This window comes from Frigoribacterium sp. Leaf415 (assembly GCF_001424645.1).
Lineage (GTDB): Bacteria > Actinomycetota > Actinomycetes > Actinomycetales > Microbacteriaceae > Frigoribacterium.
Window position 1 is genome coordinate 2,193,123 of record NZ_LMQR01000001.1, and the last position, 15,820, is coordinate 2,208,942.

Genomic DNA, 15,820 nt, shown 5'->3' on the forward strand with positions numbered 1-15,820 from the left:
GGATGGGGGCATGGCTTCAGTCGCGATCCTCGTCAACGGTCTGCCCGGATCGGGCAAGACCACCCTCTCGGCCACGCTGGCCGGCGTGCTCGGGTGCCCGCTGCTCGCGAAGGACCCGATCACGGAGGCGCTGGTCGACCTGGCCGGGCCGATGATCGCCCCCGAGGCCCTCGGCGGCATCGCGATGGACACCGTCTGGGCGATGGCGGGCGAGGTCGAGGCGGGCGTGGTGGTCGACGCGTCGTGGCACCGGGAGCGCGACCTCGAGTCCGCCCGGGCCGGCGTCGAGCGCGCCGGGTCGCCGCGCACCGTCGAGGTATGGTGCGACGTCGACCCCGACGTGGCCCTGCAGCGCGTGGTCGACCGGCTCGCGGCCGGCGGCCGGCACCCGGCGCATGGCACGGTCGAGTCGGCCCGGGCCGCCTGGCCGACCCGGGTGACCGGTGCCGAGCCCCTCGGGCTGTGGCCGGTCATCCGCGTCGACACGAGCGCGCCCGTCGACATGGACGACCTGGTCGTGCAGATCAGCTCCCGGTTCGTCTGACCGCCGCCCCGAACCCTGTCGTGCCGGGGGTGCCGGACGCCGAAGCGCCCCACGCCCCGAGAACGGGGCGCGGGGCGCGGGGACTTCAGGAGGCGCTATTTCTTGCCCTGGTTCGCGACCGCTGCGGCACCGGCGGCGGCGGCCTCGGGGTCGAGGTAGCGGGCCGGGCCGGTCGGCACGAAATCGTCGTCGAGCTCGTAGACGAGCGGGATGCCCGTGGGGATGTTCAGCTCGGCGATCTCGTCGTCGCCGATGCCGTCGAGGTGCTTGACCAGCGCACGCAGCGAGTTGCCGTGGGCGACGACGAGGGTGACGTCACCGGCGGCCAGGCTCTCGGTGATGTCGCTGTGCCAGTAGGGCAGCATGCGCTCGATGACGAGGGCGAGCGACTCGGTGCGCGGGGCGTCGATGCCGAGTTCGGCGTAACGCTTGTCGTGCGCCTGCGAGAACTCGCTGTCGTCGTCGAGCGGGGGCGGCGGCACGTCGAACGAGCGACGCCAGGTCTGGAACTGCTCGGGGCCGTACTGCTCGAGCGTCTGCGCCTTGTCCTTGCCCTGGAGCGCGCCGTAGTGGCGCTCGTTGAGACGCCACGAGCGCTTGACGTCGATCCAGAGGCGGTCGGCCTCTTCGAGGGCGATGTCGGCGGTCTGGATCGCCCGGGTCAGGCGCGACGTGTAGAGGATGTCGGGCAGCAGGTCGGCCTCGCGCAGCAGCTCGCCGGCACGCTTGGCCTCTCGGCGGCCCTGCTCGGTGAGCCGCACGTCGACCCATCCGGTGAAGAGGTTCTTCGCGTTCCATTCGCTGTTGCCGTGACGCAGGAGGATGAGGGTCGAAGTCATGCCGCCAGCGTATCGCGAGGGGCCGATGGCAGACTTGGCGCATGCCCATCGGTTCCGTCACGCGCGGCACGACCGGCACCAACCGCCTGCGGCGCGTCGATCGCTGGATCGCCGCGCACCCGTCGTTCCGGCGGGCGGACGACCCGCTCGTCGTCGACCTGGGGTACGGGGCGAGCGCGACGACTCCCCTCGAACTGCACCAGCGCCTCCTGAAGGTGCGCGACGACGTCGAGGTCGTGGGCATCGAGATCGAGCCCGAGCGCGTCCGACTGGCGAGCCTGTCGGCGCGGCCCGGTGTGAGCTTCCGGCGGGGCGGCTTCGAGGTGCCGCTCGACGGCGACCGGCGACCGGCGGTCATCCGCGCGTTCAACGTGCTGCGCCAGTACGACGAGTCGCAGGTCGCGGACGCCTGGGCGCTCATGACGGCACGGCTGCAGCCCGGTGGCGTCCTCGTCGAGGGCACCTGCAACGAGGTGGGGCGCGTCGCGAGCTGGATCGACGTGACGCCCGCGGGGCCCACGACCTTCACGATCTCGCTGCGGCTCGCCGGGCTCGAGTTGCCCTCGATCGTGGCCGAACGGCTGCCCAAGGCGTTGATCCACCGCAACGTCCCGGGCGAGCGGGTGCACGACCTGCTCGTCGACCTCGACCGGCAGTGGGCGGTGGCGGCCCCGCTCTCGGTCTACGGACCGGTCCAGCGGTGGCTCGCGACGGTGCAGGGGCTGCGCGACGCGGGCTGGCCGGTGCAGGGCGGGCGGTCACGGTGGCGGCTCGGCGAGCTGTCGCTGCCCTGGGCCGCGGTCGCCCCACGGGACTGACCCGGGCCGGGTCTTCTCAGACGCGGGCGAGTCGGGCGCGGGCCTCGTCGTGGTCCAGTCCGGTGGCCATCAGGAGGTCGACGAGCAGCGGGCGCAACATGAGCACGACCATCGCCTCGGTCACGGGCGCGCCGGGCAGCACGACGGCCGGGTCGAGTCGACGGGCGACGGCCGACAGGGCCTCGCGGGCGACGGGCCGCTGCTCGACATCGTGCACCGACCGGCCGAGCACGGCGACCGCACGCGAGGTCGACTCGAGCAGGTCGGCCAGAGCCGACCGGTCGACGCCGTCGCCGAGCTGCGTGTCGAGCCGCCGGGCGACCACCCGCAGGTTGCGCACGGCGAGGTCGACGTAGCGCCGCACGGTCGCCTGCTGCCGCAGGTCGGGCAGCCTCGACCGCAGGAACGGCGACAGCCGGGCGATGGACTCGGCCGACTCGAGGGTGGACGACCAGTCGTCGAGCACCGGCTGCGTCGACCGCAGCCGCTCGAGGGCGTCGTCGGCCCGTGGGGCGTCGTCGGTGCGGAGGGCACCGACGAGCGCCGCGAAGGCCCGGTCGACCTCGTCGAACAGGTGCCGGGCGTCGTGGCGGGCCAGGCCGACCGGGTCACGGGGCACGATGGCCGTGACGAGCAACGCCACCGCTCCCCCGACGGCGCCGTCGATGCTGCGGACGAACGCCCCGCCGTCGGGGTCGGGCAGCAGCATGACGAGCATCGACTGGGTCGCGGCAGCCGCGGCGAAGGCGCTGCTCGACGAGAAGAACCGGGCGACCAGCAGCGTCACGAACAGCACGAGGGCGATCTGCCACAGCCCCTTGCCCACCACCATCAGCAGCACCTCGCTGAGCGCGATGCCGATCAGCACGCCGACGGCGTTCTCGAGCACCCGTCGCGGGCGGGCGTCGCGGGCCAGGCCGAGGGACGAGATCGTGATGGTCACGGCCAGCAGGGGGATCGCGTGCCCGAGTCCGTAGTGCGTGATGGCGTAGGCCCCGGCCACGGCGAGCACGATCTGGACGATCGCCGGGCCGGACGCGATCGTGCGCGCCGTCGCGTCGCGCACGTCGAAGGACGAGGAGGCGCGGTGCCAGCCGCGTCGCAGCCCGCCGCCGCGCGTCGGCCCGGTCACGACCGGGCCCGGGTGAACTGCCTCACCGGGCCGTCAGCGGCGGACGGCGCCGAGGCGCGGCAGCCGGGGAACACCCGCGGCGGCACCGGCCGAAGCGGGCACGACGATCTCTTGTGCGGCCGCGATCACCAGGCCGTCGACGACGACGGCCAGCGGGGCGGACTCGTCGATGCCGCGCTTGACGAGCGCGAGGGCGACCGGACCGAGCTCGTGGTGCAAGGCGACGCTCGTGACGTGACCGACCGACCTGGGTGCGGTCGCCTCGGGGACGGGCACCGCGCCTCCTGCGGCGTCGGCCTCGTCGGGGGCGCTGCCCGCGACCGGGGCCAGCACGACCTCGGCACCTCGCTGGGGCAGCACGCCGTCGCTGCCGTCCAGGTGGAGCATGACGAGCCGCCGCGGCGGGTGGCCGATGTTGTGCACCTTGGCGACGGTCTCTTGGCCGCGATAGCACCCCTTGGTGAGGTGCACCGCGCTGCGCATCCAGTCGAGCTCGTGCGGGATGGTGCGCTCGTCGACCTCGGTCGAGAGGCGAGGACGCCACGCCTCGATGCGCAGGGCCTCGAGGGCGAGGGTGCCCGCCACGGCGAGCCGCTCGGCCGGGAAGGCCGCGAGCGCGTCGAGGTCGGAGCGTCGGACGAGACTCTCGCGGTAGGTCCAGTCGTGCCCCGGGTGACGGTCGGAGTCGGCGTAGCTGTGGCCGCCGGCGGTCACCTCGTGCCAGGGGTCGACCCAGACGAGCGCCGTGTCGTGCGACGTCAGGACCGGGACGAGCGGATCGGCGCCGTCGCCACCGCCGCGCAGGTCGTGCATCGAGCCGATCGTCGCGACGTCGCCCGTGCGGTCGGCGACCTCGACGCGCAGCATGAAGCGCATCCGGTCGAGCCAGGTGCCGAGGGGGTCGACCTCGGAGCGGTCGACGAGCAACCAGGTGGTCTCACCGTCGTCGAGGACGCGGGCGGCGTGCTCGAGGCGACCGTTGGCGTCGAGCAACAGGGTCTCGGTCGAGACTCCCGGCGCGAGACCGACGAGGGCCTGGCTCGTCAGCGAGTTGAGCCAGCTGAGCCGGTCGGGCCCCGTCACGGTCAGCACGCCGCGGTCGGACAGGTCGACGACCGCCGCGCCCCGGGCGAGCAGGCGCTGTTCGCCGAGCGGGTTGCCGTAGTGCGCCGCCACGCCCGAACCGTCGTCGACGAAGCCGTCACGCGACGAGAAGGGCGAGACCACGGGGCCCGTGGTCTCGAGGCTCGGGTCGCCGGCGTCAGTCAACGCGCGCCAGCTGCCCGGATGCGTGCGAACGCAGCTCTTGGCCGAGGGCCGCGATGTCCCACGCCCAGAAGAGCTTGCCCTCGACGAGGCCGTACATGCGGGTGGCGGCCGAGTACTCTTTCGCGTTGCTCGACCGGACGACCGCGTCGGTGGCGAGGTCGATGCGCGGGCCCTTGACCCGACCGAGGTAGAGCTCGTTGACGCCGGTCGGGTGGGCGATCTGCACCTCGAGGCCGAAGCCGTCGTCGGGCGTGCGCAGGATCTCGACCGCGCGGGCCGAGCTGAAGGGCTGGACGCCGACGCCGGGCAACATGCCCGGGCCGCGGTCACCCGGCTCGGCCGGACGTTCGAGCCGCCAGTAGCCGGTCTCGCTCGTCAGAGGCGTGTGCTCGTCGTCGAGCAGCCAGGTGAACGAGCTGTAGTTGAGGAAGGGCAGGCCGTCATGGCTGAAGCTGATGCGCTGACCGAACTCGTGGGTGCGACGTTCGGTGCCCGGTTCGGAGTCGGGGTCGCCCTCGCCGATCTTGTAGTCGACGACGCCGGTGCCCTGCCAGACGCCGATCAGCCACGAGAGGGGGACGAGCTCGGACGGCAGGTCGGTGGGGATGTCGATCATGGAGCGGTCAGCGCTGACCCTTGAACAACTTGAGCAGGACGACGACCGAGACGAAGCCGATGGCGAGGGTGGCGAGGCCGAGGAGCCCGATGTAGAACACCTCGAGTGCGAGCAGGGAATCCATGTCGTCGAGCCTACCCGGCGACCACCGACGTGCCCAGTCCTTCGGGGCGACCGTTCAGACGAGCCGAGCGGCGGGCGGTCAGGCGAGCGCGAAGACGCCCGTCACGACGGCCAGGATCACCAGGCTGCCACAGGTGCTGAGCATCGTGCGCGAGACCAGGCCGTCCTTCTGGCTCGTGGCGAGCTGCAGCACGAAGGTGAGCACGATGGCCCCGCCGAGGGCGAGGACGACGTGGTCCCAGTATTCGGAGGCGGGCGACCGCAGGCCGATCAGCACGGCCACGACGAGGGTGGCGGCCCAGACCGGGACGACCGTGATCGGCTTGAGCCGTGCCGTCGTCGCGTCGACGTCTCGTTCGCCTGCCTGCACCGTTCGTCCCTCGTTCGTGTCCGCCGTTCTGCCGACCTGCCCTAGCATCGGATGGTCGGAGTGGCGGAGTCTCATGTTTTAGACTGCTCGACAGTACATTCACTGGAGGTCGTGTGGCGCAGCTCTTGGTACTGACGTCTGCGGGCGGCCCCGACGTCCTGCCGTCGCTCGCTCTGCTCAGCCACCGTACCCGGCAGATCCCGGCCGAACCCGCGCAACTGGTGAACGCGCCCTCGAGCGACCTGATCTTCGTCGACGCGCGCGCCGACCTCGCCAGCGCCAAGTCGCTGTGCAAGATCCTGCGCACCACCGGCGTCACGGTGCCGCTCGTCCTGGTGCTCACCGAGGGCGGGCTGACCGCCGTCAACAGCGAGTGGGGCGTCGACGACGTCATCCTCGAGACCGCCGGTCCCGCCGAGATCGACGCCCGCATCCGCCTGGTCACGGGTCGTCTCGCGCAGTCGCAGAACGGCTCGAAGATCCACGCCTCGGGTGTCGTCATCGACGAGGCCAGCTACTCGGCCAAGGTGCACGGCCGACCCCTCGACCTCACCTTCAAGGAGTTCGAGCTGCTGCGCTTCTTCGCCACGCATCCGTCCCGCGTCTTCACCCGCGAGCAACTGCTCAGCGAGGTCTGGGGCTACGACTACTTCGGCGGCACGCGCACGGTCGACGTGCACGTCCGGCGCCTCCGGGCCAAGCTCGGCGACCTCGAGTCGCTGATCGGCACCGTGCGCAACGTGGGCTACCGGTTCAACGTCTACGACGACGACGCCCAGGCGGTCGTCTCGTGAGCACGGTGTCGTGGTGACGGGCGCTCTCGACGCGACCCGCGCCTCCTTCGTGCCCACGCTCGCCCGCGCGGCCACCGAGGCCGACGGCAGCCCGCCGTTCTCCGACCAGACGCTGGTCGACGTCCGGTCGGGCGCGGCGACCGTGGTCGGCGATCCGCATGCCGCGGCGGTGCTGCGCGACGGCGAGGCCGAACTGGTCGTGCACCCCGACGACCGCCGACAGGGTCGCGGCGCCGAGCTGCTGCAGCGACTCGTCGACGAGACCGAGGGTCCGCTGCTGCTCTGGGCCCACGGCGACCACCCGGGCTCGCGCGTGCTCGCCGCGCGCTTCGGCCTCGCCGAGACGCGGCGCCTGTTGCAACAGCGTGCCGACGTCCCCACCGAGCCCCGCACACCCCGCCTGCGTGACGGCGACCGGGTCGCCTCGTTCCGACCGGGCGTCGACGATCGGGCCTGGCTCGACCTCAACGCCCGGGCGTTCGCCGACCACCCCGAGCAGGGCTCGCTCGTCCAGTCCGACCTCGACGCCCGGCAGGCCGAGCCGTGGTTCGACGCCGGCGACTTCGTCCTGCTCTGGCGCAATGACGAACTGCTCGCCTTCTGCTGGCTGAAGCTCGACGAGGGTCAGCCCGGAGAGTTCTACGCGGTCGGCGTCTCGCCCGACCACCAGGGCGAAGGGCTCGGAGGCGCGGTGGTCGACGCCGGGTTCGCCCGCCTCACCGAGCGCGGGGCCGGCACCGCGGCGCTGTACGTCGAAGGTGACAACACCGCCGCCCTCCGGCTCTACGCGGCTCGCGGGTTCACGGACCACGCGGTCGACGTGCAGTACACGCTCACGCGCTGAGCGCCGCCCTCTGACGCCCCGTTCTCGATCGGGGGGTGCGCGCCGATCCGGTCCACCGATATGCTGCGGGTCGGATGACAGCGATCGAGGGGGCATCATGACCGATCAGACCAGACCGAGCGGCGACGACCAGGGGCACGACGGGCCGCCGACCGAGGGGCAGCAGCACGAAGGGCAGCAGCACGAGGGGCAGCAGCCTCAGGGGCAGCACCCTCAGGGACAGGGGCCCGAGCAGGGGCACGAGCCGCCGGCAGCGCCTGCCGCGTTCCCGTACCAGGGCCTGCCGTACGGGCAGCAGCCCGAGGGGCAGGCGCAGCAGCCGTCCGGCTACGGGCACCAGCTCTACGGTTCGGCGCCGCAACCGGGCGACCACGGACAGCCGCAGGGTGCGTACGAGCAATCGCCCGGCGCGTACGGACAGCCGCAGGCGGCATACGAGCAACCGCACGGCGCCTCCGGGCACCCGCAGGAGGCGCCCGGGCAGGATGCCTACGGCCGACCGACCCAGCAGTTCGCGTACGCGCAGGCTCCGACTCCCCCGGCACCGAGGACGCCCGAGCAGGCCGCGCGACGTCGGCGACTGCTGATCGGCCTCATCGGTGGAGCAGCCCTGCTGCTCGTGCTGGTCGTGGCGGGTGCCGTGACGTTCGCCACGATGAGCGCCTCCCACCGGCCCGAGGCGACCGTCCGCGACTACCTCGGCGCGGTCCAGGCCGGAGAGGTCGAACGTGCCCTGGCCCTCGACGGCACCGAGGTCGCCGACAGCGACGTCCTGCTGACCGACGACGCCTACGCCGCGGCCGACGACCAGGTCGACGGATTCCAGCTGGGCGCCGTCTCGACCGACGGAGACGACGCGCAGGTCGAGGCCGTCGTGCACCGCGCCGACGGGTCGACCCACGCGCAGGACTTCACGCTCGTGCGCGACGGGCGCGATCTGCTGTTCTTCGACCGCTGGGCACTCCAGCCGGTCGACCTCGGCACGGTCTCGGTGCAGGTCGCCGGCCCGGCGTCGGCCGAGATCGCCGTCGACGGCACGCCCGTCACACGGGGGTCCGACGGCTCGGTGAGCCTCAAGGCCTTCCCCGGCAGCTACGAGGTCGCCCTCGCCGCCGAGAACGAGTCGTACTCCGCCACCGCCGCCACGGCCGTGGTCGAGGGTGCCGACGTCGCCGCCCAGCCGACCCTGCTCACCACCACCCTCACGCCGGCGGGCACGACGACGGCGACCGCAGCCGTCGACGCCTGGGTCGCGGGCTGCATCGCTTCGACCGATCTGCGTCCGGAGGGCTGCAGCTTCGGCCTGTACGACACGGAGTCGGGCCGGTACACGTTGTCCGGGCAGAAGTGGACCCTCGAGTCCGCGCCGCAGTTCACCGTCGGCGACTGGCAGGACGGCGGCTGGACGGTCAGCACGACGACACCGGGCTCGGCCTCCTTCACCGCCCAAGGGGTCGACGCTGCGGGCAACAGCGGCATCTACGGCTCGCTCGCACCGGTGCCGGTGCGGGTGGGCGGCCTGATCAGCGACGTGACCGCCGAGGGTGCCACGTTCACGTCGAGCGTCGCCACGCCGCTCACCTGATCCGAGGGGTACAACCGGGGTACACGATCGGCTCGGTGGGCCTTACTCCAGGGGGCCGAGCCGACCTGCCATCGCGCTCACAGCACCGGGGAGTGGATTGAGGCACCGCGCACGGCACGCATCCCATCGTCAGGAGAACACCATGAACCCCGTCAAGTTCCTTTCCGATCTCGGCCTCCAGAGCAAGCACGCCTACTGGGGAGGCTTCGCCTCCATCGTCATCGCCCTCGTGGCCTGGATCGCCTCGCAGGGCAAGGACTCGTCCGACAAGGCGCAGTCCGACCGCTGGGGCATCTTCATCGGCCACTGGGCGCCGACCTTCTTCGCCCTGGGCCTCGCCCTGAAGAACGAAGAGAAGTAGGCACGACCCCACCAGCACGACGACGCCCTCGCCGAACCGGCGGGGGCGTCGTCGCGCGCGGGGTGCGGCGGTCGGTCGGCCGAGCGCACCTCAGAGCAGGGCCGGCGCACCGCCCAGCGCGAACGGTGACAGCAGGCCGGTGATCTCCTTGAGCGGCGGCCGCGCGTACTCGCCGCGCTTGCCGGTGACGAGCCCCAGCCGCACGAGCGACTCGGCGAACACCGTCGCGGCAGCGACCCCGTCGACGACGGGGGCGCCGATCTCGTTCGAGATCGACCGACAGAGGTCGGTCATCCCGGCGCAGCCGAGCAGGACCGCGTCGGCCCCCGACGCCAGGACCTCGTGGCACTCGTCGACGATCAGGGCGCGCGCGTCCGACGAGGGGTCGTCGAGTCCCAGCACCGACACCTCGCACGCCCGGACGTCGACGCACCGGTCGGCGAAGCCGTACCGCTGCACCAGTTCGCGGGACCGCCCGACCGTGCGCCCGAGCGTGGTCACGATGCCGAAGCCGCGTCCGACCATCGAGGCCGCGTGCATGCCGGCCTCGGCGATGCCCAGCACCGGGCCGGTCGCCAGCTCGCGAGCGGCGTCCAACCCCGGGTCACCGAAGCAGGCGAGCACGGTGGCGTCGACACCGTCGCGTTCTCCGTCGCGGACCAGCTCGAGGACACCGGGTACCGCCAGCGCCTCCTCGTAATGGCTCTCGATCGACGCGGGACCCATCGACGGGCCGAGGGCCTCGACGCGGGTGCCCGGCCCGACGACGGCGGCCGCGGTGCGGCCGATCGCGGCGGTCATGGCCTGTGTGGTGTTGGGGTTGATCAGGCGGAGCCTCATGCGGCCGGCCCCTCGGCCGGTCGCGCGACGGTCCCGTCGTCGACCGTGGGGTCGTCGGCGTCGAGTCGGGGCATGCGGGGCCGACGCTTCTCGAGGGCCCAGAACAGCACGAGACCGAGGCCGCAGCCGATGAACCAGCTGTAGTTGCCGATCCAGGTGAACGAGGGGCCGCCGGCGTCCACGACCCAGCCGGGAACGAGTGCCGACGCGACCGAGACGGCGCCCGCGATCACGAGGGTCCAGACGGCGTTGGGGTTGAACCCGCCGCGGTACCAGTAGCGACCCGAGGGCGACATCGTGAACATGTCCTCGACGGCGACGCGCTGACGGGCGACGAGGTAGTAGCCGGCGATCAGCATGCCGAACAGCGGCCCGATCAGCGCCCCCAGCACGCCGAGCGTGTACTGGATCGCCTCGGCGTTGCCGTACCAGTTCCACGGGGTGAGCAGCACGGAACCGACGGCGGCGATCATGCCGCCGAGCCGCCAGCTGATCTTCCGCGGCGCGACGTTCGAGAAGTCGAAGGCCGGGGCGATGAAGTTGGCGACGATGTTGATGCCGACGGTCGCGGTGACGAAGGTGAGACCGCCGAGCAGGACCACGAAGGGCGTGCCGATGGCGTCCACGGTCTCGATCGGGTCGGTGATGAGTCGACCGAACACCGGCACCGTCGCCGAGGCGCACAGCACGGTGAGGATCGAGAAGAAGAGGAAGTTCACCGGCAGCCCGAGGAAGTTGCCTCGCTTCACCGCCGCGAAGCTCTTGCCGTACCGCGAGAAGTCGCCGAAGTTCAGGACGGGCCCCGAGAAGTAGCTGACGACGATGGCGACGGCCGACGCCATGACCGGCAACGACGCGGCGAACGACAGGGGCTCGCCCACCGAGAGGTCGAGGTCGATCGCGCTCCAGCCCGCCTGCGAGACGAGGTAGACCGCGAGGGCGATCATCAGCACGTAGACGGCGGGACCGGCGAAGTCGATGAACCGGCGGATGGTCTCCATGCCGCGCCAGAACAGGGCGGCCTGGGCGAACCAGAGGATGCCGTACGAGATCCAGCCCAGGGCGCTGAGGCCGAGGAAGGACGGCTCGAGCAGCGCGGCCGTCGACGGGACGAACTTGAGGAAGACGATGTTGAGCGACTCCGCGGCCAGGTAGGTCTGCACGCCGTACCAGGCCGTCGCGATCAGGCCTCGGATGATCGCCGGGACGTTCGCCCCCAGCACGCCGAAGACGGCGCGGTTGATCACCGGATAGGGAACGCCCGTGCGCTGGCTGGGCTTGGCGACGAGGTTCGCGAAGACGTTGACGATCACGATGCCGACCACGAGCGACACGAGCACCTGCCAGCTCGCGATGCCGAGGGCGAAGAGGCTGCCGGCGGTCACGTAGCCGCCGACCGAGTGCACGTCCGACATCCAGAAGGCGAAGATGTTGTAGCTCGACCAGGTCTGTCTCTTCAGCGGCGCGAGGTCGTCGTTCGTCAGCCGGGGGTCCCGGGCGCCCTCGATCCGAGCGGCCGCGACGGACGTCAGCGGGGCGGGTGAGCCGGCGGCTCCGACGGCGGGCGGGGCCGGGTCGGCCGGGGGTCGGGCGATGTCTGTGGTCACGGCGTGCCTCCAGGCGGCGTTGTAGTCTGACGATCGGCGGGACGGGTCGATCGTGAATCTATGGCTTCACGGATTCGGCCGGATGTCGGCCGTGTTACGTGTTCGTGACAGCGGTTGCTTCACGGAACCGCGCCTGCCCGACCACCCGTCCCCGCACCAGGAGGGTCATGCCCGACGACCCCGCCGCGCCCACGCCGGCGATCGGCGATCTCGACGCCGCCGCCCTCGGTGCCCGCCTGCGCCACCTCCGCGCGGCGGCGGGTCTCTCGCTCAGCGCCCTCGCCCGGGCGCTCGACATCTCGCCCAGCGCCGTCTCGCAGATCGAGCGCGGCGTCCGGCGCCCCTCGGTCAGCCGACTGATCGCCATCGTCCAGGTGCTCGGGGTGCCGCTCGCCGACGTCTTCGACGACCGCGCCGAACCCGCCACCCGTCGCACGGCCCCGTCCGACCGCGGGGACGCCGCCACGGGCGGCTACGTCCTGGCCCGAGGAGGCGCGGCGCAGCCGGTCGTGCTCGGCGGCGGAGTGGTCTTCCGCCGCCTCTCGCCCGCCCATCTCTCGGGCGTCGACTTCTTCGAGTCGACCTACCCGCCGGGAGCCCTCGCCACCGAGGTCGCCGCCCTCATCACCCACGAGGGCTACGAGGTCGGCACGGTCACCTCGGGAGAGCTGACCATCGACTTCCCCGACGAGACCGTCACGATGCGGGCCGGCGACTCGATCACCTTCCCGTGCTACCTGCCGCACCGGTTGAGCAACGGGGGCGGGGTCGACGCGGTCGCCACGTGGCTGATCGTGCACTGAACCGGCGCGACCGGGCCCGCCCGCGCCTCCTCCCCCGGCCGTCGGGCGTCCACACGTCATCTCGCGTTTACCCGGGACGACGCTGAGAGGCGGTCGGGGGTGGCACGATGGTGCGATGGACAGCAGCGAACCCCGCGTCGACGGCGCCGGCGTCACCCCCGACTTCCTCGACGACTTCGACGAGATCGTCAGCTTCGAGGACGGCACCCTGCCCGCCGAGCGCTACCTCGACCGCGAGCTGAGCTGGCTGGCGTTCAACCAGCGCGTGCTCGAGCTCGCAGAGGACCCGACCACGCCGCTGCTCGAACGGGCCAACTTCCTGGCGATCTTCGCGAGCAACCTCGACGAGTTCTTCATGGTGCGCGTCGCCGGCCTGAAGCGCCGCATCGCGACGGGCCTCGCCGTGCCGACCAACGTGGGGCGCGGGCCGAACGAGGTGTTGGCCGACATCAACAGGAAGGCCCACGAGCTGCAAGAGCGCCACGCGAGGGCGTTCCTCGACCTGGTCAAGCCCGACCTCGACGACGCGGGCATCCACATCGAGAACTGGTCCGACCTCGAAGAGGCCGACCGGGTGCGCATGCGCGAGATCTTCGCCGAGCAGATCTTCCCGGTGCTCATGCCGCTCGCGGTCGACCCGGCCCACCCCTTCCCCTACATCTCGGGGCTGTCGCTGAACCTGTCCATCCGCGTCCGCAACCCCAAGACGATGCGACAGGAGTTCGCGCGCCTCAAGGTGCCGCAGATGCTGCCGCGCTTCGTGCAGCTGCCCGACAACGACAGCGGGCGCGTGCGGTTCATCCCCCTCGAGGACCTCATCGCCAACCACCTGCAAGACCTCTTCCCCGGCATGGAGGTCGTCGAGCACCATGTGTTCCGCGTGACCCGCAACGAGGACGTCGAGGTCGACGAGGACGAGTCCGAGAACCTCATCCAGGCGCTGGAGCGCGAGCTGCTGCGCCGTCGGTTCGGCCCGCCGATCCGCCTCGAGATCACCGACGACATGGACCCGGTCACCCTCGAGCTGCTCGTGCGCGAACTCGACGTGACCGACCAAGAGGTCTACAAGCTGCCGGCCCCGCTCGACCTGGCCGGCCTGTTCGAGATCACCAAGATGCCGCGGGCCGACCTCAAGTACCCCAAGCACCTGCCGACCACGGCCGTCCAGCTGCAGCAGACCGAGCCGAACATGAAGCCCGACATGTTCGCCAGCATCGCGCGGCAGGACATCCTCGTGCACCACCCGTACGAGTCGTTCGCGACCAGCGTGCAGGCGTTCCTCGAGCAGGCCGCGGCCGACCCCAACGTGCTGGCCATCAAGCAGACGCTGTATCGCACGAGCGGTGACAGCCCGATCATCGAGGCCCTCATCGACGCCGCCGAGGCGGGCAAGCAGGTGCTCGCGCTCGTCGAGGTCAAGGCGCGGTTCGACGAACAGAACAACATCACCTGGGCCCGCAAGCTCGAGAAGGCCGGCGTGCACGTCGTCTACGGCCTCGTCGGGCTCAAGACCCACTGCAAGCTCGCCCTGGTCATCCGCCAGGAGAAGGGCACGCTGAAGCACTACACGCACATCGGCACGGGCAACTACAACCCGAAGACCAGCCGCATCTACGAAGACATGGGTCTGTTCACCGCCGACGACCAGGTCGGCAAAGACCTGACGCGCCTGTTCAACGAGCTCTCGGGCTACGCGATCGAGAAGAAGTTCAAGCGACTGCTCGTGGCTCCCCGCTACCTCCGTCGCGGTCTGCTCAAGCAGATCCAGAACGAGATCGAGAACGCGCAGGCCGGACGCCCCGCGGGCATCCGCATCAAGATCAACTCGATCGTCGACGAGCAGATCATCGACGCGCTCTACAAGGCGAGCCAGGCCGGGGTCCCCGTCGACGTCTGGGTGCGCGGCATCTGCACGATCAAGCCGGGCGAGCCGGGGCTCAGCGACAACATCCGGGTGCGGTCGATCCTCGGGCGGTACCTCGAACACAGCCGCCTGTTCTGGTTCGCGAACGACGGCGACCCGCAGGTCTTCATCGGAAGCGCCGACATGATGCACCGCAACCTCGACCGTCGCGTCGAGGCCCTGGTGCGCCTGACGCAGGCCGACCACCTCACCGAGGTCGCCGACCTGTTCGAGCAGGCCATGTCGGACGAGACCGCCTCCTGGTGGCTCGAGTCCGACGGCACCTGGACCCGCCACGCCCGTGACGCCGAGGGCCGGTCGCTGACCGATCTGCAGAACGCCCAGATGAAGGCCATCACGCAGCGGAAGCGCTCCAAGCGATGACCATCACCTCGACGACCGTCGTCGCCGCGGGCGCCGTCTGCTGGCGGCTGGTCGAGGGCAAGGTCCGGGTGCTGCTGATCCACCGCGACCACCACGGCGACGTCTCGCTGCCCAAGGGCAAGGTCGACCCGGGCGAGGCGACGCCACAGACGGCCGTTCGAGAGATCCGCGAAGAGACCGGTTACCGCGTCACGCTGGGCGCCCCGCTCGGCACGGCCGAGTACCTGCTGCCCGGCGGTCGCGACAAGGTCGTGCACTACTGGTCCGCCGAGGTGACCGACGAGTCCGTCGCCGAGGCCGGGGCGTTCACACCGAACCACGAGGTCGCCGCCATCGAGTGGGTCGGCATCGACAAGGCGAAGGCGATGCTGACCTACGCCCGCGACGCCGACGTGCTCCAGCGCTTCGCCGACCGGGTGACGACGGGCAGGGCTCGCACGTTCCCGATCGTGGCCCTCCGTCACGCCAAGACGACCTCGCCGTCCGACTGGCACGGCTCGGACGCCACGCGCCCTCTGCTGCCCCAGGGCCGCCGTCAGGCGAAGTCGATCGCACCGGTCATCGCGGCCTGGGCCCCGACGCGCATCGTCAGCAGCACGGCGGCGCGCTGCCTGGCCACGCTCGAGCCCTTGTCCGAGCTGACCCGGGTGGGCGTCCGACAGACCGACGCGATCAGCCAAGACGCCTTCGAACAGGGCACGGACGACGTCGCCGGGGTCGTCAAGAAGCGACTGAAGAAGAAGGTCGCGGCCGTCATCTGCAGCCACGGCCCCGTGCTGCCCGAGGTCATCCGGCAGATCTCGCTGGGCACCAAGGGGGGCGACCGCATCGACCTGCGCCGTGCCTCGTCGCTCGGCACGGCCGAGTTCACGGTGCTGCACGTCTCGGTCGACGACACGGCGCTCGTCGCGATCGAGACGCACGGCCCGGCCGTCTGACCCGCGCCTCCTCGGCTCCCCACGTCATCGAGACGGTCGGCCCCCGCCTG

16 protein-coding genes are annotated in these 15,820 nt (G+C 71.4%); 9 read left to right on the plus strand and 7 right to left on the minus strand.

All coding sequences use genetic code 11. From position 1 onward, the window contains the following. Window positions 1-10 precede the first annotated feature (10 nt). Window positions 11-544 (plus strand): AAA family ATPase, encoded by a 534-nt coding sequence (locus ASG28_RS10115; RefSeq protein WP_056051169.1) that lies wholly within the window; start codon window positions 11-13, stop codon window positions 542-544. Window positions 545-639: 95 nt separating this feature from the next. Here the strand turns inward: ASG28_RS10115 and ASG28_RS10120 are convergent, their stop codons facing one another. Then, the gene (locus ASG28_RS10120; protein WP_055974686.1) at window positions 640-1,383 is read right to left on the minus strand and encodes a phosphoglyceromutase; all 744 of its coding nucleotides are present in this window, start codon (window positions 1,381-1,383) and stop codon (window positions 640-642) included. A gap of 41 nt (window positions 1,384-1,424) precedes the next feature. On the opposite strand from ASG28_RS10120, the gene ASG28_RS10125 reads away from it, so the two are divergent. After that, the gene (locus ASG28_RS10125; RefSeq protein ID WP_055974688.1) at window positions 1,425-2,201 is read left to right on the plus strand and encodes a hypothetical protein; all 777 of its coding nucleotides are present in this window, start codon (window positions 1,425-1,427) and stop codon (window positions 2,199-2,201) included. Between the two features lie 16 nt (window positions 2,202-2,217). Here ASG28_RS10125 and ASG28_RS10130 read toward each other — a convergent pair whose 3' ends face one another. The 4 genes from ASG28_RS10130 to ASG28_RS10145 form a co-directional block, all read right to left on the minus strand. Beyond that, the gene (locus tag ASG28_RS10130; RefSeq protein WP_055974691.1) at window positions 2,218-3,333 is read right to left on the minus strand and encodes an FUSC family protein; all 1,116 of its coding nucleotides are present in this window, start codon (window positions 3,331-3,333) and stop codon (window positions 2,218-2,220) included. A gap of 33 nt (window positions 3,334-3,366) precedes the next feature. Next, window positions 3,367-4,602 carry a CAF17-like 4Fe-4S cluster assembly/insertion protein YgfZ gene (gene ygfZ, locus ASG28_RS10135; protein WP_082454560.1) on the minus strand — a complete coding sequence of 412 codons (1,236 nt, stop codon included), beginning with the start codon at window positions 4,600-4,602 and terminating at the stop codon, window positions 3,367-3,369. Continuing rightward, window positions 4,595-5,218 (minus strand): FABP family protein, encoded by a 624-nt coding sequence (locus tag ASG28_RS10140; RefSeq protein WP_055974697.1) that lies wholly within the window; start codon window positions 5,216-5,218, stop codon window positions 4,595-4,597. The genes ygfZ and ASG28_RS10140 overlap by 8 nt, the downstream gene beginning before the upstream one ends. Window positions 5,219-5,420: 202 nt before the next feature. Further along, window positions 5,421-5,711 (minus strand): hypothetical protein, encoded by a 291-nt coding sequence (locus ASG28_RS10145; protein ID WP_055974701.1) that lies wholly within the window; start codon window positions 5,709-5,711, stop codon window positions 5,421-5,423. Window positions 5,712-5,824: 113 nt separating this feature from the next. Here ASG28_RS10145 and ASG28_RS10150 point away from each other — a divergent pair, with 113 nt between their 5' ends. The 4 genes from ASG28_RS10150 to ASG28_RS10165 all read left to right on the plus strand — a co-directional run bounded on the left by ASG28_RS10150 (window position 5,825) and on the right by ASG28_RS10165 (window position 9,295). Beyond that, window positions 5,825-6,505, plus strand: coding sequence for a winged helix-turn-helix domain-containing protein (locus ASG28_RS10150; RefSeq protein ID WP_043597237.1), 681 nt, complete (start codon window positions 5,825-5,827; stop codon window positions 6,503-6,505). A 13-nt stretch (window positions 6,506-6,518) separates the two neighbouring features. Continuing rightward, window positions 6,519-7,349, plus strand: a complete 831-nt coding sequence (gene mshD, locus ASG28_RS10155) for a mycothiol synthase (RefSeq protein ID WP_200925280.1) — start codon at window positions 6,519-6,521, stop codon at window positions 7,347-7,349. A gap of 97 nt (window positions 7,350-7,446) precedes the next feature. Then, window positions 7,447-8,934 carry a proline-rich domain-containing protein gene (locus tag ASG28_RS10160; protein WP_055974707.1) on the plus strand — a complete coding sequence of 496 codons (1,488 nt, stop codon included), beginning with the start codon at window positions 7,447-7,449 and terminating at the stop codon, window positions 8,932-8,934. 142 nt (window positions 8,935-9,076) lie between these two features. Beyond that, window positions 9,077-9,295 carry a hypothetical protein gene (locus tag ASG28_RS10165; protein ID WP_054146872.1) on the plus strand — a complete coding sequence of 73 codons (219 nt, stop codon included), beginning with the start codon at window positions 9,077-9,079 and terminating at the stop codon, window positions 9,293-9,295. A 90-nt stretch (window positions 9,296-9,385) separates the two neighbouring features. On the opposite strand, the gene ASG28_RS10170 is transcribed toward ASG28_RS10165, so the two are convergent. Both ASG28_RS10170 and ASG28_RS10175 read right to left on the minus strand, forming a co-directional pair. Continuing rightward, complete coding sequence (locus tag ASG28_RS10170; protein ID WP_055974710.1) at window positions 9,386-10,135, minus strand: aspartate/glutamate racemase family protein; 750 nt, start codon at window positions 10,133-10,135, stop codon at window positions 9,386-9,388. Further along, on the minus strand, window positions 10,132-11,742 hold the full coding sequence (locus tag ASG28_RS10175; RefSeq protein WP_055974713.1) for an NCS1 family nucleobase:cation symporter-1: 1,611 nt from the start codon (window positions 11,740-11,742) through the stop codon (window positions 10,132-10,134). The genes ASG28_RS10170 and ASG28_RS10175 overlap by 4 nt, the downstream gene beginning before the upstream one ends. A 167-nt stretch (window positions 11,743-11,909) precedes the next feature. Here ASG28_RS10175 and ASG28_RS10180 point away from each other — a divergent pair, with 167 nt between their 5' ends. From ASG28_RS10180 to ASG28_RS10190, 3 genes are all read left to right on the plus strand, one after another. Beyond that, window positions 11,910-12,545 (plus strand): helix-turn-helix domain-containing protein, encoded by a 636-nt coding sequence (locus ASG28_RS10180; protein WP_055974714.1) that lies wholly within the window; start codon window positions 11,910-11,912, stop codon window positions 12,543-12,545. A gap of 115 nt (window positions 12,546-12,660) precedes the next feature. Further along, window positions 12,661-14,832, plus strand: a complete 2,172-nt coding sequence (locus tag ASG28_RS10185) for an RNA degradosome polyphosphate kinase (protein WP_055974717.1) — start codon at window positions 12,661-12,663, stop codon at window positions 14,830-14,832. Then, window positions 14,829-15,770 (plus strand): NUDIX hydrolase, encoded by a 942-nt coding sequence (locus ASG28_RS10190; RefSeq protein WP_055974720.1) that lies wholly within the window; start codon window positions 14,829-14,831, stop codon window positions 15,768-15,770. Before ASG28_RS10185 ends, ASG28_RS10190 begins: the two co-directional genes overlap by 4 nt. The last annotated feature ends 50 nt before the right edge of the window (window positions 15,771-15,820 follow it).